Source organism: Beijerinckia indica subsp. indica ATCC 9039, assembly GCF_000019845.1.
Lineage (GTDB): Bacteria > Pseudomonadota > Alphaproteobacteria > Rhizobiales > Beijerinckiaceae > Beijerinckia > Beijerinckia indica.
This window is the reverse complement of the sequence record NC_010581.1, coordinates 3880788-3897062: the sequence shown is the minus strand read 5'-3', so window position 1 is coordinate 3897062 and position 16275 is coordinate 3880788. Positions and strand designations below refer to the sequence as shown.

Below are 16275 nucleotides of genomic sequence, written 5' to 3'. Positions count from 1 at the left end.
AATTTCAAAAATAGAGGGAGACGATACCGTGAAATTGAAATGTTTTGCTGCGGCCCTTGCCGTAGCTTCGGCCACCCTTTCCACGGCTCATGCGCAAAGCATCGCGCCTGGCGCGCCGGGCTATAAGCAGGGTTGGAGCCCCGCCAACAAACAGGGCTTCGGCACCTCCACTACCCATGAGAGCAATGTTTGGTTCACACTCGGCGGCAGCGGGCTGACGGATGTTTATTTTCCGAGAATAGATACGCCAAGCATCCGCGATTTGCAGTTCGTCGTCTCGGACGGCCGGACGTTCGCCGAGCGCGAGAGCGAAGCCACGCGGTACCACGTGGAATTGGCCGCTCCTCACAGCCTTGTCTATAGACAGATCAATACCGCCAATAACAAACGCTATCGGCTCACCAAGACTTATTCAACGGATCCAGAGCGCGCCGTCCTTCTCGTTGATGTAACCTTCGAGTCGCTGGATGGCCATCCTTATCAACTCTATGCACTGCTCAATCCAGCTCCCGGCAATGACCAGATGCACACGCATGGCGAGACATTCCATCATGCTCTCGTGGCCAGCAATGGCAATGTTGCCAGTGCCTTCACGGCCGATCCGCCCTTCACCCGTACATCGAACGGCTATCTTGGCGTGAGTGATGGCTGGCAGGACCTGAGCAGCCATCACCATATGGAGTGGACCTATGTGGTCGCCGATCAAGGCAATGTCGTGCAGACCGGACAGACAACGCTCGACGGTGTGACACGCAAGCATTTGACGATTGCCATTGGCTTTGGGAGCACAACGACGCAAGCGGCAAGCCAGGCGCAAGATGCGTTGCGCACCGGCTTCGACCGCATCGCCCAGGCTTATGCCTATGGCTGGCGCCGCTATCTTGCTTCGCTGAAACCGACACCGGCAAGCGCCCACGACCAGAAAGAACTTTATGAAACGTCACTGATGGTCTTGGCCGCCGTTGAGGACAAGACCTACAAAGGAGCGTTTGTCGCCTCTCCCACCATGCCATGGGCGTTCGGCGACGGGCTCGATAATCCATCGGATGCCTACCACCTCGTCTGGTCCAGGGATCTCTATCAGATCGCTTCCGCGCTGCTCGCGGCGGGCGACCGCGGTGCGGCCGAGCGGGCGCTTGCCTACCTCTTCGATCACCAGCAAAAGCCCGATGGTTCATTCCCGCAGAATTCGCTCGTGGACGGCACCCCCATTTGGGGTGGCCTGCAAATGGACGAAGTCGCATTTCCCATTCTGCTGGCATGGCAATTGGGCCGCTTCGACGGAGCGACCTATACAGGCCATGTCAAGAAAGCCGCCGACTTCATCATTGGGCATGGACCTGTCAGTCAAGCAGAGCGTTGGGAAAACCAAGGCGGTTATTCGCCCGCGACAATTGCCGCCGAGATTGCCGGTTTGATCTGCGCGGCCGATATCGCGCGCCGCAATGGCGATGAGGCCTCGGCTCGCACTTATGAATCCACCGCCGATACATGGAAAGGTAAAATCGAGACTTGGACAACCACGCAGACAGGTCCGTTTTCCAAATCGCCTTATTACCTGCGCCTGACCAAGGATGGCCAAGGGAACTCAGGGACCACCTACAATATCGGTGACAGCGGTCCAGATGGTGTCGATCAGCGCGCAGTTGTCGATCCAAGCTTTCTCGAACTGGTGCGGCTCGGCATCAAGGCCGCGGATGACCCCATTATCTTGAATACGCTGCCTGTCGTCGATACACAGCTCGGGACCACGACACCCACGGGGACATTCTGGCATCGCTATAATTTCGACGGTTATGGAGAAAAACGCGATGGCAGCGAATGGAACATCGGTTTCCCCGCCGGCAGCCAAGCAACGATCGGTAGGCTGTGGCCTATTTTCGCGGGTGAGCGCGGCGAATACGACTTGCTGGCCAAGAATCCCGACTCAGCCCGTGCGCGCCTGAAGGCGATGGCGGCGACCGCGAATGACGGGCTGCTCATTCCTGAACAAGTCTGGGACCTCAATCCCCCGTCCGGCCAACCGGATTTCCTTCCCGGTCACCCCACCACTTCCGCCACTCCATTAGCATGGTCGCATGCCCAATTCGTCAGGCTCGCCTGGTCTATCGACCACGGCTATCCCCTGGAGCAGCCCGCGATCGTGGCGTGCCGCTACGCGCATCAATGTAAATAGCTGAAAGGAGGCCGCAGGTGTTTCCTTATCCGGAAAGAAGTGCGGCCCCCATGCGTGAGCATCCCCGGATGGGAGACATTCGGGAATGCGACCGACCCCGCTTGAAACCTGCCAGATGAGTCTGATCATCCTATTCACCGGCTTGACGGCGGGGCGAAAGCGCCTCCACCAGAGCCCGGTTCAGGGCATGCGGCGGCGGTTCCCGCAATGCCGGTTCGGCGCGCTTCTCCCGCAAAATGAAGCGCATTTCCTCGAGCGTAATCCCCAGCGCGCTGATTCTGGCCGGTCCCATCAACTGCACATTGGCAGGCGTCAGCAGCCGGGCGAACAAGACCTCGGTCTCGGCCTCGCAACTATCGAGGACGCCATCGTCATGCGCCAGGCGCGCCTGCATGATGAGATCGAGCAATTTTTGCAGGTCGTCGTCGATGGCATCGATCTTGTGCTGGCGCAAGCGGCCGATCATCGTGGCCATGCCAGTGCCGAACAGGCTCAGCATCATGACACCGATATAGAAGAGATCGCTGTAACGCTGGAAAAAGGTTTCCTCTTCATCCTCGAGATAGGCGAGCGTTCCCGTATGGACGGGCAGGACGGCATCCTTGCGGGGATCGGGCGCCTTGATCTGGTTGGCGATGGGGATATGGGTGGCGAGTTCCGGTTGAGCGGCGAGCAAGAGGCGGGTCACTTCGGCGGCCGTGCCGTCACTGAGCCGCGTTGTCGCGACGAGCCGGGTCGTCGAGCCGAGCGTGTCGAAGTTTTCGGCCGGACGCGGCGGTGTGGCACCGCCAAACACGCCGCGCACGATTTCGATCACATCGAGATTGGGCAGGCGTTTGGCGATCGCCTCGGCTTCGTTGATCGGGAGAAACACAACCTTTTGCGCGGATGATAGCGCGACCGCATTGATGGCGGCCGCCATGTCCGGGGCTTCCTGCGCGTCGACCGCGAGAACGGCATCGATCTGATGCCGGCGCAAGGCATCGGGAATTTCGGCGAGGCTCAGGCGCAGTTTCGTCACCCCGGCGGCGGGCACGTCATATTGAGTGAGGACCAAAGCCAGCAAGGCCTCGGTGCCGGCATTGTCGAGCCGCGCGCCGGCATGGGAAGCCGTGCGCAAAACGCCGATTCGCTTGCCCGCGAGATCGCCGATCTCATGCACGCCGCTCCCATCGGGAGCAAAAATCAGGACGGCATTGCGTCGCATGATCAGAAGCGTGCGGCCGGAGGAGGGCATGGCAATATCGCTGCGCAGGACGGCGAGATCGGCCTTGCCTTCGGCAAGCAAGGTGGATGCGGCTTTGAGATCGTCGGCCGGCACGATTCTCAGATGGATCCCTTCATGATCCTTGGTGAAAATATGGGCCGCGCTATTCATGATTGCTTGATCTTCGCTGTCGCGAACGACGGCGACACGCAGGACCGTGGGCTGAGTATAATAGAGCGTGGTGGCCAGCACGATCAGGCCCGCACAGACGGCCAGCGAAATGATGACGATGAGATTAATCCGCCGCATTCCGTGTCCTCGAAGAGCTCCTGAAGGATCAGGCTCCTGATAACGCCCGGTTCGAGCGCCCGATGCATTGCCGTGACGATTTATAATTTTATGAGTGACCGGCTCTTCATGGCTTTTCGAGGACTAAGAGATGATCAACCATGGCAAGTTCGCTCCGAGAGAAGGATGAACGATCAAGGTTAATGAAATAGGGTGCGGTTTTGGGCCCGATGCCCTCCTTCCTGAAATCCTCCTTGCCCGACGTCTTTTTGAAGGGAAGACGCGACATAGCAAACCCAAAAGCATTTCTGCTTTTGGGTTTGGGCCGCGCCGAAACTGTGATCCGTGGAAAAAGCTTATTCTCCAGGGGCCTTGGCATCGATCGCCAGGGCATGGACGCCAGCGTTCAATTCCTGCTGCAGCAACCCGTTGATGGTCCGATGGCGATCCACACGGCTCTTGCCTTTGAACGCTTCGGAAACCACTTTGACATGAAAATGCGTGCCGCCATGGCCCGTCGCGGTGCCGGGGCGCATGACTGCATGGGCGTGACCCGCATGTTTGTGCGATTCATCGATGACCTCGAGGGAAACCGGATTCAAGGCTTCCTGCAATTTGGCCTTGATGGCGTCGCCCACGAAAATCTCTGCCTGCTCGCTCATCGTTTCATCCTTCTGTGCTCACTATTTTCGCGGGAGGTCCCGCCCGTGCCCAGTCATCGCCGTCATTTTAGCCAGTCGAGATGCTTGCAGCCGTCTCAAAGACCTTCATAATACCCGAACCATGAATCTGAATTCGCGTCTCTTCGATCGTATCAGGGTCAAACCCGACCGCAAGCCGACTCCGGCGACGGACCATGTGCATTGCGATTTTCCCGGCTGCCAGGCTCCTGGCGAATTCCGTGCCCCGCAAGGGCGGCTGCGCGAGGGCCAATATTTCAACTTCTGCCTCGACCATGTTCGAGAGTACAATGCCTCCTATAATTATTTCAATGGCATGAGTGCCGAGGCGGTGGCTCTCTACCAGCGCGAGGATCTGATTGGCCATCGGCCCACCTGGGCCATGGGCGTCAATCGCTCAGGCAAGACCTTCCGCGAGGAGGGTGATGAGCCCACCGGGACACAAGATCCGCTCGGCATGTTCCGCGAGGGCGCCAAAGCGGCGAGAGCCCAGTCGGGAAGAGCCGATGAACGCCGGCGCCCGCGTCATGGGGTGGCCGTCTTGAAGGCCCTTGACCAGCTCGGACTCGACGAAATGGCCGATGCCGCCGCCGTCAAGACCCGCTATAAGGATCTGGTCAAGCGCTTGCATCCGGATGCCAATGGCGGCGACCGGTCGAGCGAGGATCGCCTGCGGGAAATCATTCGCGCCTATAATTATTTGAGGTCGGTCAAATTCGTTTGACGATTTTCCGCAAAGTTCTCTTCCAACGGCCGGGAGCGGCGGACGTCTGCAAGTCCGAGCAGCCTCCGGCTTGCCTCCAGTCTGGGTTGATTTTGCTTGAATTTTTTCGAAATCAATGCTGCCCTGACTGAAATGGGTGGCACATTTCACGGTTTGACCGGAGCGCGTCAAATCGGCGACAGGTCCGGCGCTCCGTTTTTGAAAACGCATCAAACTGCCCCGAAAAATGCTATCCCCTTTTCGGTTTGATGCTCCAGAACCGCGCCGGCTGGCACGGAGGACAGATGCAAAGCATAGCAAGTGATGAAAGCACCAAAGTTCCGCACGGGCTCCCCGACCTGAAAATTTCGGTCCGGCAGGTGTTCGGCATCGACTCCGACATGGAGGTCCCCGGCTATTCCGTGCCCGACAATCATGTGCCCGATCTCGATCCGGATTATCTGTTCGATCGCGATACGACGCTCGCCATTCTCGCCGGCTTTACCCGTAATCGCCGGGTGATGGTGACGGGCTACCACGGCACCGGCAAATCGACCCATATCGAGCAGGTCGCCGCGCGCCTCAACTGGCCCTGCGTCCGTATCAATCTCGACAGCCATGTGTCGCGCGTCGATCTTGTGGGCAAGGATGCGATCGTTCTGCGCGATGGCAAGCAGGTCACCGAATTCAAGGACGGCATCCTGCCTTGGGCCTTGCAGAATAATGTGGCCCTCTGTTTCGACGAATATGACGCCGGCCGCCCGGATGTGATGTTCGTCATTCAGCGCGTGCTGGAAGTTTCAGGTCATCTCACGCTTCTCGATCAGAGCCGCGTCATTCGCCCTCATCCCGCCTTCCGGCTCTTCGCCACAACCAATACGATCGGCCTTGGCGATACATCGGGCCTTTATCACGGCACGCAGCAGATCAACCAGGGCCAGATGGACCGTTGGTCGATCGTCACGACCCTGAACTATCTGCCGCATGACCGGGAAGTGGAGATCGTCCAGGCCAAGGTGAAGCATTTTCAGGGCAAGAAGGAAGGCCGCGACACGATCAGCAAGATGGTTCGCGTGGCCGATCTCACCCGGAACGCCTTCATTGCCGGCGATCTTTCGACCGTCATGAGCCCGCGCACGGTGATCACCTGGGCGGAAAACACCGAAATCTTCAGCGATGTCGGTTTTGCCTTCCGTCTGACCTTCCTTAACAAATGTGATGAACTCGAGCGGACCCTGGTCGCCGAATTCTATCAGCGCTGCTTTGGCAAGGACCTGCCGGAAAGCGCCGTGAATGTGGTCATGAGCTAAAGAGCGCGGCCGAAGACGGTTTCGTTTTCGGCCCGCCCGCACGCGATGGATGGCATGGGTCGGCAGGTCGGCCAAGGCCGGCAAGGACCGGATCACCCCAAAAAAGGGTCAGGAAGCTCCATGAGCTCGAACCAGAAGCCCCCCACCAAGATCGAAAGTCCGCAAGAGCCCTTCAAGCGCGCGGTTGCCAGCTGTATGCGCGCGCTCGCCGGCGCGCCGCAGCTCGAGGTCACCTATGCGCCGGAAAAGCCGAGCCTGATCCAGAGTGGCGCGGTGGTGCGCGCCCGTCTGCCTGATCTGCCGCGCAAATTCGACAAGCGTGAGGTCGCGGTGCTGCGCGGCCAAGCCGATGCCATGGCTTTGCGTCTAGCCTGCCACGACAATGAGTTGCATCGCCGCCTGATGCCGCAATCCTCCTCCGCCCGCGCCGTCTTCGATGCCGTCGAACAGGCCCGTGTCGAGGCCATTGGCTCGCGGCGGATGGCGGGCGTGTCCGCCAATCTCAATGCCATGCTCGAGGAGCGTTTTCAGCGCGGGCGCTATGCTGAGATCACCAACCAGGCCGATGCGCCGATCGAGGAAGCCCTGGCGCTCATGGTGCGGGAACGGCTGACCGGTCTAAAGCCTCCAAAACAAGCGCAGACGATCGTCGATCTCTGGCGGCCCTTCGTGGAAGGGAAGGCTGGAGCCGATCTCGACAAGCTCGGTGATACGATCGAGGATCAGCGCGCCTTCGCCCATTCGATTCACAAGCTCCTGACCTCGCTTGACATGGCTGAGGAAGGCCAGTCCCCGGATGAAATGGACGAGGAAGATTCTAATGAGCAGGAGCAGGACGCCAACCAGGAGAATATGAGCCAGGAAAGCTCCGACGAGACCATGGGCGATATCGGGCAGCAGCAGCAATCCGATGCGCAGCCCCAAAGCATGGAAGAGGGCGAGTTCGAGGAGACCGAGGCGCAGACTGGCGACTTCGAGGAAGAAAGCGATTATTCGGAAGCCGAGGAGGCCGGCGATCCGCGCCGCCCGCCGACGTCCCAGCGTGCCGAGCCGAAGGGCTTCGAATACAAGCCCTTCACGCGGCGTTATGACGAGACCATTGCCGCCGAGGATCTGTGTGAGGCGGAGGAATTGGAACGCCTGCGCGCCTATCTCGACAAGCAATTGCAGAATCTCTCCTCGGTCGTGGCGCGGCTCGCCAATCGCCTGCAGCGCCGGCTCATGGCGCAGCAGAATCGATCCTGGGAATTCGATCTTGAGGAAGGCATGCTCGATCCGGCACGCCTGCCGCGCGTCATCATCGATCCGCAACAGCCTTTATCCTTCAAGCAGGAAAAGGACACCGACTTCCGTGATACGGTCGTGACGCTTCTGCTCGACAATTCGGGTTCGATGCGCGGCCGCCCAATCACCGTTGCCGCGACCTGCGCCGATATTCTGGCGCGCACGCTGGAGCGTTGCGGCGTCAAGGTCGAGATTTTGGGCTTTACCACGCGGGCCTGGAAGGGCGGGCAATCTCGCGAGGCCTGGCTGCATGCGGGCAAGCCGCCGATGCCCGGCCGTCTCAATGATCTGCGCCACATCATCTATAAATCCGCCGACGCGCCCTGGCGGCGAGCCCGAAAGAATCTCGGCCTGATGATGCGCGAGGGGCTGCTCAAGGAAAATATCGACGGCGAGGCTTTGGACTGGGCGCATAAGCGCCTTTTGGCTCGGCCAGAGCAACGCAAGATTTTGATGATGATTTCCGATGGCGCGCCAGTCGATGATTCGACTCTCTCGGTCAATCCGGGCAATTTCCTCGAGAAACATCTGCGCCAGATGATTGAGGAGATCGAGACGCGCTCACCGGTGGAACTGATCGCCATCGGCATCGGCCATGACGTCACGCGCTATTATCGCCGGGCCGTGACGATCGTCGATGCCGAAGAACTCGGCGGCGCCATGACCGAGAAACTCGCCGAATTGTTCAGCGAAAAGGCCGAGCCGAAAAAGTTTGCGTCATCGCCGCGCAAGATGCTGGTGCCGTCTTCTCTTCATTGAAACAAAGAAAGCCCGAAGAGGATCGCTCTTCGGGCTTTATGATCTCTTTGAACAGAGAACGGAACCGCTTAGGTTTCCGTCTCTTATTGGGCTGCCGCGGCCGCCTGCTTCTTGACGATCTCGCGCTTGACGGAAAGAGCGCCGGGCGACAATTGCGCATCGGCGGCCTTCACGAGAAAAGCATCGAGTCCGCCGCGATGTTCAACCGAACGCAGAGTGGCGGCGGCGACACGGAAATGAATGCGGCGCTGCAATGTATCCGAAATCAAGGTCACATTGCAGAGATTGGGCAGGAACCGCGTCCGCGTCTTACGGTTCGAATGGCTGACCAGATTGCCGGTCAGCACGGCTTTCCCGGTCAATTCGCAACGGCGGGACATGGGAGTTTCCTTAAATGGGGCTGTAAGACGGCCAGGGACTGCCAGCAAGGAATGCCGAAGTGCCCGCCTCTATGAACCTTGGCTCATAGGGGAGAAGGCGTTTGGCGTCAAGTCCCGCCTCGGGTGGACGGTGGAAAATGTAATGGCAAGACAGCTTGTCTGGGGAACCGCTTGGCCAGGATAGCCGAACCCAAGGCCGCTTTTGGCGACCTTGGGTCGTGGAGGCATCACACGATAATACCAAAGGTCGTAAAGAACGATCTTTGGTTCCTTTCTTGAATTTTCGCTTTTTCAAAGCGAGAGCGAAAATTCAAGAGCAGTCCAACGGTCATTTATTATGACCGTTGGTATAAGGGGTGATGGTCTCAATCCGGCAATTACATTTTTTCCGTAACAGCCGCTTTCTTGTCGAAGGAAGGAGCCGCCTTCAACTGATCCTTGCTGCGATCCAGAATGAACCGCTCTTTGCCTTCGCGAGCGGCGACTTTCAGATCGGAGAAGGGCACCGCCACATTTTTCTCGCCCATTCCGAGGAAACCACCCACACCGATGACGGCGGTGGTGATTTGGCCGGAGTCATTCATGACGAGATCATCGACAACGCCGATCTTGTTATCGGCCTGGTCGTAGATATCCGCTCTGTAGATTTCCGATGCGAGCCAGGGGTTTGCTGAGAGGGAAGAGGGCGTCGTGGCCACGGACCGTCCGGTTTTTGAAGACGTCGCCAGTGCCGCTTGCTTGTCGAACGGCAGCGCTGCCTGCAATTGGTCCTTGGTGCGGTCCAACACGAACCAATTCTTACCCTCGCGAGCGGATATTTTGAGATCTCCGAAGGGAACGGCTACATCCTTCTGACCCATTCCGAGAAAACCACCGACGCCGACCACCGCCGTCGTGATGTTGCCCGACCCATCCATGACGAGATCATTGATGGTGCCGATCTTGTTGTCGGATGCATCATAGATGTCGGCCTTGTAAACGGTGGATGCGAGCCAGCGGCCCGAACTAGCTGGCGCTGTCGTGACGGGCTGTCCCGTCGTGGGACGCGGATTCGTGGTGGACGTTTGCGCCAGAGCGGTCCCGCTCATCAGAGCAAGAATCGAGGCCGTGATGGCCAGTTTTTTCAGCATAGCCTTCTCCCTTGACTTGAAGCAGGATCAAGGCTTCGACGCGCGAGCGCCTTTCGGACCGAGAGGCATTGAGGGTTTAAGGCCCTCTCTGTTGTTCTTTCCTTGAGACGAAGCCCGTCGGAAACCGCCGACTCTGCCATCTATCTCTTTGTTTAAATGCTCTCTTTCCCTTGAAGACGGTGCCTTCAAAGGGGGTGACACGAAGAGTTGGCTCGCGGCCGAACCGATGAGCCATCCCGCAGGCCAATGTGTGGTGCGTTATTTTCGTTCCCGATCAGCGCGGATTTATCTGACTACCACCAGCCTTTTCGCTTGAACCAAAGCAGGGGCAGGAGCGTAGAAATGAAGATCAGGGCCAAGCCATATTGATAGCCGAAGGCCCAGTCATATTCGGGGATATTCTTGAAATTCATGCCATACATGCTGGCAATGAAAGTCGGCGGTATGCCGACGACCGAAACAACCGTCAGAATGCGGAAAATATCGTTCTGATCGACATTGGTCAGGCCCAAAGTCGCATCGAGCAGGAACTGGGTCTTGTCGGTCAGACGGGTCTCGTATTCGTTGAGGGAGGCGATATCGCGGCCGAGATTGTTCAGCCGGCTCTTCTCATCACTCGACAATTCGATGCTCGGGTTGCTGACGACAAAGGGGATGATACGGCCGACGCCGAGCAGCATTTCGCTGAGTTTCGAGGTGAGATTGCCGATGCGGCCGATGCGCCGCAACACCTCGCGCAGATCCTTTCCGTTCTTGCGACGCGCCGGGCTTTCGGGACCGCTCGAAAAGCCGAAAATATCCTGCGAGATGCAATCGAGATCGGTGCCGATGTGCTCGAGCAAATCGGCGACATGATCGATGATGACTTCGAGAATGGCGACGAAAGCATGGGCGCCGCCTGATCCTTCAGCATCCTTGCGGGTGATGTGAGCCTGTAGATTCTCGAATGATTTCAAAGGTTCAAAACGCAAGCTGATGAGCAGCGACTTCGACAGCACGAAGCCGAGCGGCGTCGTGATCGGAACATTTTCATCGCCCCGGAAGATCGCCGGCATACTGAGAAAAAGATAGCCGCCGTTGCTATAGATACGGCTTGTGCTTTCGATTTCAGAGAGATCCGCGAAAGTGGGAATCCGTGTCCCCAGCACGCGTTCGAGGAATGCCCTCTCGGGCTCCGAGGGACTGACGGCATCAATCCAATTGATCTCGGTCGGCAGAACCCGCGCGTCGAGAGCGACCGGTACGGCTGTGTTCGTAAGGGAGGAATGGAAAGTCAGCATGGTTTTGTGAAAATTGTTCCAAACGAGCGATCAGCCACAAAACCTTATCGCATGGAAGGGTGACAACCATACCGAGCGCGGCCATGGCAATATGGGGGCTTGATCCATTAAAATCGATTGGCCGCATATCTCCCTTTGAAAGGCTACGGAATTATCTCAAAAGGGAGAGGCCTTTTAGTCCATCATTGAGGAATCGTCATGGCCGCCGATCTGTCCCTGATCTTGATGCCGCAGACGCAGGCCGATCAGGGGGCCATCGAAAAACTCGACGAGCGCACCTTCGGACCCGGCCGTTTCGCGCGTTCGGCCTATCGGCTGCGCGAAGGCCAGGAGCCTGATTATGCGCTCTCCTTCGTGGCGCGCGTCGGGACGTTGCTTGTTGGCGCCAATCGGATCACCCGCATCCGCTGCGGTGACACACAGGCTTTGCTGCTCGGGCCCTTGACCGTGGAGCCAGCCTTTCGTTCCGGGGGCATTGGCGAGGCCCTCGTCCTGAAATCGCTGGAGGCGGCGCAAAGCCAAGGGCATGAACTCGTCCTTCTCGTCGGCGACGAGCCCTATTATGCCCGAATGGGTTTTCGCCCCGTACCTCCGGGCCATCTGACCTTCATAGGGCCCGTTGATCCTGCCCGGCTTCTTTATTGTGAATTGCGGGAAGGCGCGCTCGAGCGGGCGCGCGGGCGTGTCAAGCGGTGCTGAGAAAACAGTGTCTCTGCTGTCGCTGTCCTTCAAGATCGCGACAGCAGAGACACGAGACTAGCGCCATGACGGGTGAGCCGGCCTTCGAGTTCGAGAATCAATAGCACGGCTTGAAGTTCACCGGGCGGGCTTGCCGCCGCCCGCGCTAGTTCATCGACGGAAACAGGCGCTGGCCCCAGAAGCGCAATGATCCGTTCCTTGAGGCTTGCTTGATCCGGATGGTCCTGACCGTCCGATGCGATCAGCACGGCTGATTCATCTGAAAAGAGGGCTGCTGCGGGCGTGGGGACGGTCTCTTCATCCCATTCCGCCTTGATCGATTTTCTGAAAACGGAGGCATCCGTCTCCAGAAAATCGATCTCATCCCACAAAAGATCCGCTCCGTCGGACGGCGCGCTGGCCTCGGCAAAGCCCGGTCGCGCGACATGGTTTCTCTGGTTCGCTAGAGCGTCGATGACATCGTCCGGCTTGGTGCAGAAGGTCGCTCCCTCCTGCAAAAGATCATTCGGGCCTTCGGCGCGTGGATCAAGCGGGGAGCCCGGCACGGCAAAGATCTGGCGGCCTTGATCGGCGGCAAAGCGCGCGGTGATCAGCGAGCCCGACTGGCGCGCTGCCTCGACCACGACAAGTCCAAGACTCAAGCCCGAGACGATGCGGTTACGGCGCGGAAAATCGCGGCCGCGTGCCTCCCAATGGAAGGGCATTTCACTGATCGCGGCGCCCTCACCAAGCAAGCGTTCGAGCAGGGGGGCATGTTCTGCCGGATAGATGCGGCCGAGCCCGCCGGCCAGCACCGCAATGGTGCCGGTTTCGAGTGCCGCCTGATGCGCCTTCGCATCGATGCCGCGCGCGAGTCCCGAGACGATGACATAGCCCGCCTTGGCGATTTCCCGTGACAGGCGCTCGGTAAAGACGAGACCGGCGGCCGATGCATTGCGGGCGCCGACGATGGCCACCTTGGCACGAGCGAGGCTCTCGCGCCGGCCACGCACGGCAATGATCGGGGGTGGCGCATCAATGAGGCGCAGAAGTGGCGGATAATCGGGTTCGCAAAGCGCGATGAAGGAACCGCCTGCTGCTGCCAGCGCCTCGCATTCGCGCTCAACGTCGCTCGTGTCGGCGAGCTTGATGGGCCGGCCCTTTCGCCGGGCAAGATCCGGTACAGCAGCGAGAGCGGAACTGGCGCTGCGATAGCGATCGAGCAAGGAGAGAAAGGTTCGCGGGCCGATCATCTCGCTGCGTGACAGACGCAGCCAATCGAAGCGCTCGCGTTCATCCAGCTCTTTCTGGGCAAGGGGGAAGAGCGTCTCGCCGCTCATCCCTTATTGCCGATCTGGGTTTCCTGCCCGGCCCGCAGACGGGCAATATTGCCTTTGTGCTTATACCAGAGAATCAGAGTGAGGGTGAGATAGAGCAGCGCGGCCGCCGGTTCGCCAAGGAGCCAGAGAATGGCAGGCGTGAGCGCGCTGGCGGCGAGCGCCGCCGCCGAGGAATAGCGCGTCAGCGCCGCGACCGCGAGCCAGACCAGGGCGAAGGCGAGCCCCGCCGGCCAAGCGAGGCCGATAAGACAGCCAAGATAGGTGGCGACCCCTTTGCCGCCCGCGAATTTGAGCCAGACCGGATAGACATGGCCGAGAAAAGCTCCTGCCGCGGCAAACAGCGGCAGAGTGGAGTCAGGGCCAAAAAAGCTGCGGGCGATCAGCACGGCGGCGGTGCCCTTCAGGGCATCGAGCAGCAGCGTCAAGGCGGCGAGATCCTTGCGCCCGGTGCGCAGCACATTGGTCGCGCCAATATTACCCGAGCCGATCGAACGAAGGTCTTCCGTCCGCGCGGCCCGCGTCAGCAACAGGCCGAAGGGAATGGCGCCGAGAAAATAACCAAGGAGGAAGGTGGCGAGAGGCACGAACACGCTGGCATCCTTGCTCGATCGGGAACGGACCTGCGAATAGTCTACAAACTCAGCTTAGCAGAGCTTCGCCGGCCCCGGAAACCTCATATACGATTTCACCACCAACCAAAGTGAGTTTGACGCGACCTTCGAGCCGCGCCTGATCGAAAGGCGTGTTGCGGCTGCGTGAATGCAGCTTTTTCCGATCGACGATAAAGGGTTCCTCGGGGTCGAAACGGATAAGATCGGCGGGTGCGCCGATTTCGAGACGGCCTTGCGCAAGCCCGAGAATCTCGGCCGGGCGCGTCGACAGAGCGCGAATGAGTCGTGGCAGGGAGAGATGGCCACTCGTCACGAGGCGGAGGCCCGCCGACAGCATGGTTTCGATGCCGAGCGCCCCATATTCGGCTTCGGCGAAGGGCAGGCGTTTCGTCTCGACATCCTGCGGGTCGTGATCGGAGACGATGACATCGATCACGCCCTCGGCCAAAGCCTCGACGAGGGCCAGACGCTCGTCCTCATCGCGCAAGGGAGGCGCGACTTTCAAAAAGGTCCGGTAATCGCCGATATCGTTTTCGTTCAGGGTCAGATGATTAATGGACGTGGCGCAGGTGACGGGCAGCCCTTGCGCCTTGGCCGCGCGGATGATGTCCACGGAAAGCTTCGTGGTGACGAGCGCCGCGTGATAGCGGGCGCGTGTGAGGTTCACGAGGCGCATGTCGCGGTCGAGCATCACGGCTTCCGCCTCGCGCGGGATGCCGGCGAGGCCGAGGCGCGAAGCGCGTTCGCCCTCATTCATCACGCCATCGCCGACGAGATCGGCGTCCTCGGCATAATGAATGATGAGGCCGTCGAAATCTTTGGAATAAGCCAGAAGCCGGCGCATCACCTGCGCGTTGCGCACCGATGTCCGGCCATTGCTGAAGGCAATTGCGCCGGCTTGCAGGAGGAGGCCGATTTCGGCGATTTCCTCGCCTTTAAGGCCTTTGGTGAGGGCGGCGGTGGGCAACAGGCGCACACGGCCAGTGTCGCGGGCGCGGCGCAAAAGGAAATCGACGACGGCGGCTTCATCGACCGGAGGAAATGTATCGGGACGCGCGAGAACCGTGGTGACGCCGCCAACCGCCGCCGCCGTGGTGGCCGAGGCGATGGTCTCACGATATTCGGCGCCGGGCTCGCCGACAAAGGCCCGCATGTCGATCAGGCCCGTCGTTACCACATCGCCACGGCAATCGACGAGGGGAATCCCGGCCGGAAGAGCCGCCGGCGTCACGTCGGGACCGAAGGCCGCGATCGTGCCGTCGAGCACCAGCACACCGCCCCGAACTTCCTGGTCCCGCGCGCCATCGACCACACGGGCATTGACCAGGGCCAGCGGCGGCGGAACTTGGGGGGAAACACGGTAGGTCAAGGCTTTATCCGTTCGGCAAATGCTGCGACAGGGCCTCGAGCACCGCCATGCGCACCGCCACGCCCATTTCAACCTGCTCTCTGATTCGGCTTTGGGGTCCATCGGCGACGCGGGAGGCGATCTCGACGCCGCGATTCATCGGGCCTGGATGCATGACCAGGGCGTCGGGGCGCGCCAAAGCCAGTTTTTCTTCATCAAGGCCGTAGAAGCGGAAATATTCCTTGAGCGAGGGAATGAAACCACCGTCCATGCGCTCGCGTTGCAGCCGCAGCATCATGACGATATCGGCGCCGACGAGTCCCTCCCGCATGTCGCGGAACACTTCGACGCCCATCTGCTCGATGCCTGTGGGCAGGAGCGTCGAGGGACCGATGACGCGCACCCTGGCGCCCAAGGCCGAAAGTGAGAGAATATTGGAGCGGGCCACACGCGAATGCAGAATATCGCCGCAAATGGCGACGATGAGGCCTTCGATGCGGCCCTTGTTGCGGCGGATCGTCAACGCATCGAGCAAGGCCTGGGTCGGATGCTCATGCGCGCCGTCGCCCGCATTGACGACCGAGCAATCGACCTCCCGGGCGAGAAGATGCACGGCGCCGGCCTGGGCATGGCGCACAACGATAATATCCGGCCGCATGGCATTCAGGGTCATGGCCGTATCGAGCAGGGTCTCGCCCTTTTTGACGCTCGAGGTCGCGACCGACATATTCATGACATCGGCGCCGAGTCTCTTGCCGGCCAGCTCAAAAGAGGACTGGGTGCGGGTGGAGGCTTCAAAAAACAAATTAATGAGCGTACGGCCGCGCAGGCTGGTGCGCTTTTTCTCGACTTGCCGCGAAACTTCGATCGCTTCCTCGGCAAGATCGAGGAGAATCGTCAGATCTTGTGCGGAAAGGCCAGCGATCCCAAGCAGATGGCGATGGGGAAAGGACGGCTTTGAGGAGAGCGGCTGGAACATCGGCGCTTTCTATAGGACCTTCTCCCTTTGCTTCGCAAGCCATCCGCTGGGCAGCCCCCTTGAAATTTACAGGAAAGGGACGGATTTGACAGGCGCGGCTTGCTCCCCCATCTTCCCGCCGC

The 16275-nt window shown here is 59.7% G+C and carries 14 protein-coding genes; 5 read left to right on the top strand and 9 right to left on the bottom strand.

Going from position 1 to position 16275, the window contains the following annotated elements; all coding sequences use genetic code 11:
• Positions 1–28 precede the first annotated feature (28 nt).
• Positions 29–2176, top strand: a complete 2148-nt coding sequence (locus BIND_RS17410; protein WP_012386336.1) for a glycoside hydrolase family 15 protein — start codon at positions 29–31, stop codon at positions 2174–2176.
• A gap of 130 nt (positions 2177–2306) precedes the next feature.
• On the opposite strand, the gene BIND_RS17405 is transcribed toward BIND_RS17410, so the two are convergent.
• Together BIND_RS17405 and BIND_RS17400 are read right to left on the bottom strand one after the other, a co-directional pair.
• A complete protein-coding gene (locus tag BIND_RS17405) occupies positions 2307–3692 on the bottom strand; it encodes a TAXI family TRAP transporter solute-binding subunit (RefSeq protein WP_012386335.1) in 1386 nt (461 codons plus the stop codon).
• A 335-nt stretch (positions 3693–4027) separates the two neighbouring features.
• Positions 4028–4333, bottom strand: coding sequence for a BolA family protein (locus tag BIND_RS17400; protein WP_012386334.1), 306 nt, complete (start codon positions 4331–4333; stop codon positions 4028–4030).
• Between the two features lie 121 nt (positions 4334–4454).
• Between BIND_RS17400 and BIND_RS17395 the strand changes: the two genes are divergently transcribed.
• The 3 genes from BIND_RS17395 to cobT all read left to right on the top strand — a co-directional run bounded on the left by BIND_RS17395 (position 4455) and on the right by cobT (position 8407).
• Positions 4455–5075, top strand: a complete 621-nt coding sequence (locus BIND_RS17395) for a J domain-containing protein (RefSeq protein ID WP_012386333.1) — start codon at positions 4455–4457, stop codon at positions 5073–5075.
• Between the two features lie 284 nt (positions 5076–5359).
• On the top strand, positions 5360–6364 hold the full coding sequence (cobS, locus tag BIND_RS17390) for a cobaltochelatase subunit CobS (protein ID WP_012386332.1): 1005 nt from the start codon (positions 5360–5362) through the stop codon (positions 6362–6364).
• Positions 6365–6484: 120 nt separating this feature from the next.
• The gene (gene cobT, locus BIND_RS17385) at positions 6485–8407 is read left to right on the top strand and encodes a cobaltochelatase subunit CobT (RefSeq protein WP_012386331.1); all 1923 of its coding nucleotides are present in this window, start codon (positions 6485–6487) and stop codon (positions 8405–8407) included.
• Positions 8408–8490: 83 nt separating this feature from the next.
• On the opposite strand, the gene rpmB is transcribed toward cobT, so the two are convergent.
• The 3 genes from rpmB to BIND_RS17370 form a co-directional block, all read right to left on the bottom strand.
• Positions 8491–8787 carry a 50S ribosomal protein L28 gene (rpmB, locus tag BIND_RS17380; RefSeq protein ID WP_012386330.1) on the bottom strand — a complete coding sequence of 99 codons (297 nt, stop codon included), beginning with the start codon at positions 8785–8787 and terminating at the stop codon, positions 8491–8493.
• Between the two features lie 377 nt (positions 8788–9164).
• A complete protein-coding gene (locus tag BIND_RS17375) occupies positions 9165–9917 on the bottom strand; it encodes a PRC-barrel domain-containing protein (RefSeq protein WP_012386329.1) in 753 nt (250 codons plus the stop codon).
• Between the two features lie 293 nt (positions 9918–10210).
• Entirely contained in the window at positions 10211–11197 is a 987-nt protein-coding gene (locus tag BIND_RS17370; protein WP_012386328.1) for a magnesium transporter CorA family protein, read from the bottom strand.
• A 198-nt stretch (positions 11198–11395) separates the two neighbouring features.
• Here BIND_RS17370 and BIND_RS17365 point away from each other — a divergent pair, with 198 nt between their 5' ends.
• Positions 11396–11896 (top strand): GNAT family N-acetyltransferase, encoded by a 501-nt coding sequence (locus BIND_RS17365; RefSeq protein WP_012386327.1) that lies wholly within the window; start codon positions 11396–11398, stop codon positions 11894–11896.
• Positions 11897–11925: 29 nt separating this feature from the next.
• Here BIND_RS17365 and dprA read toward each other — a convergent pair whose 3' ends face one another.
• From dprA to BIND_RS17345, 4 genes are read right to left on the bottom strand one after another with little or no spacing between them, the layout of a single operon-like run.
• Positions 11926–13215, bottom strand: a complete 1290-nt coding sequence (gene dprA / locus BIND_RS17360; protein WP_012386326.1) for a DNA-processing protein DprA — start codon at positions 13213–13215, stop codon at positions 11926–11928.
• A complete protein-coding gene (plsY, locus tag BIND_RS17355) occupies positions 13212–13805 on the bottom strand; it encodes a glycerol-3-phosphate 1-O-acyltransferase PlsY (RefSeq protein ID WP_012386325.1) in 594 nt (197 codons plus the stop codon). The genes dprA and plsY overlap by 4 nt, the downstream gene beginning before the upstream one ends.
• A 49-nt stretch (positions 13806–13854) precedes the next feature.
• Positions 13855–15195, bottom strand: a complete 1341-nt coding sequence (pyrC, locus tag BIND_RS17350; RefSeq protein WP_012386324.1) for a dihydroorotase — start codon at positions 15193–15195, stop codon at positions 13855–13857.
• Positions 15196–15199: 4 nt separating this feature from the next.
• Positions 15200–16153, bottom strand: coding sequence for an aspartate carbamoyltransferase catalytic subunit (locus BIND_RS17345; RefSeq protein WP_012386323.1), 954 nt, complete (start codon positions 16151–16153; stop codon positions 15200–15202).
• Positions 16154–16275: the final 122 nt, after the last annotated feature.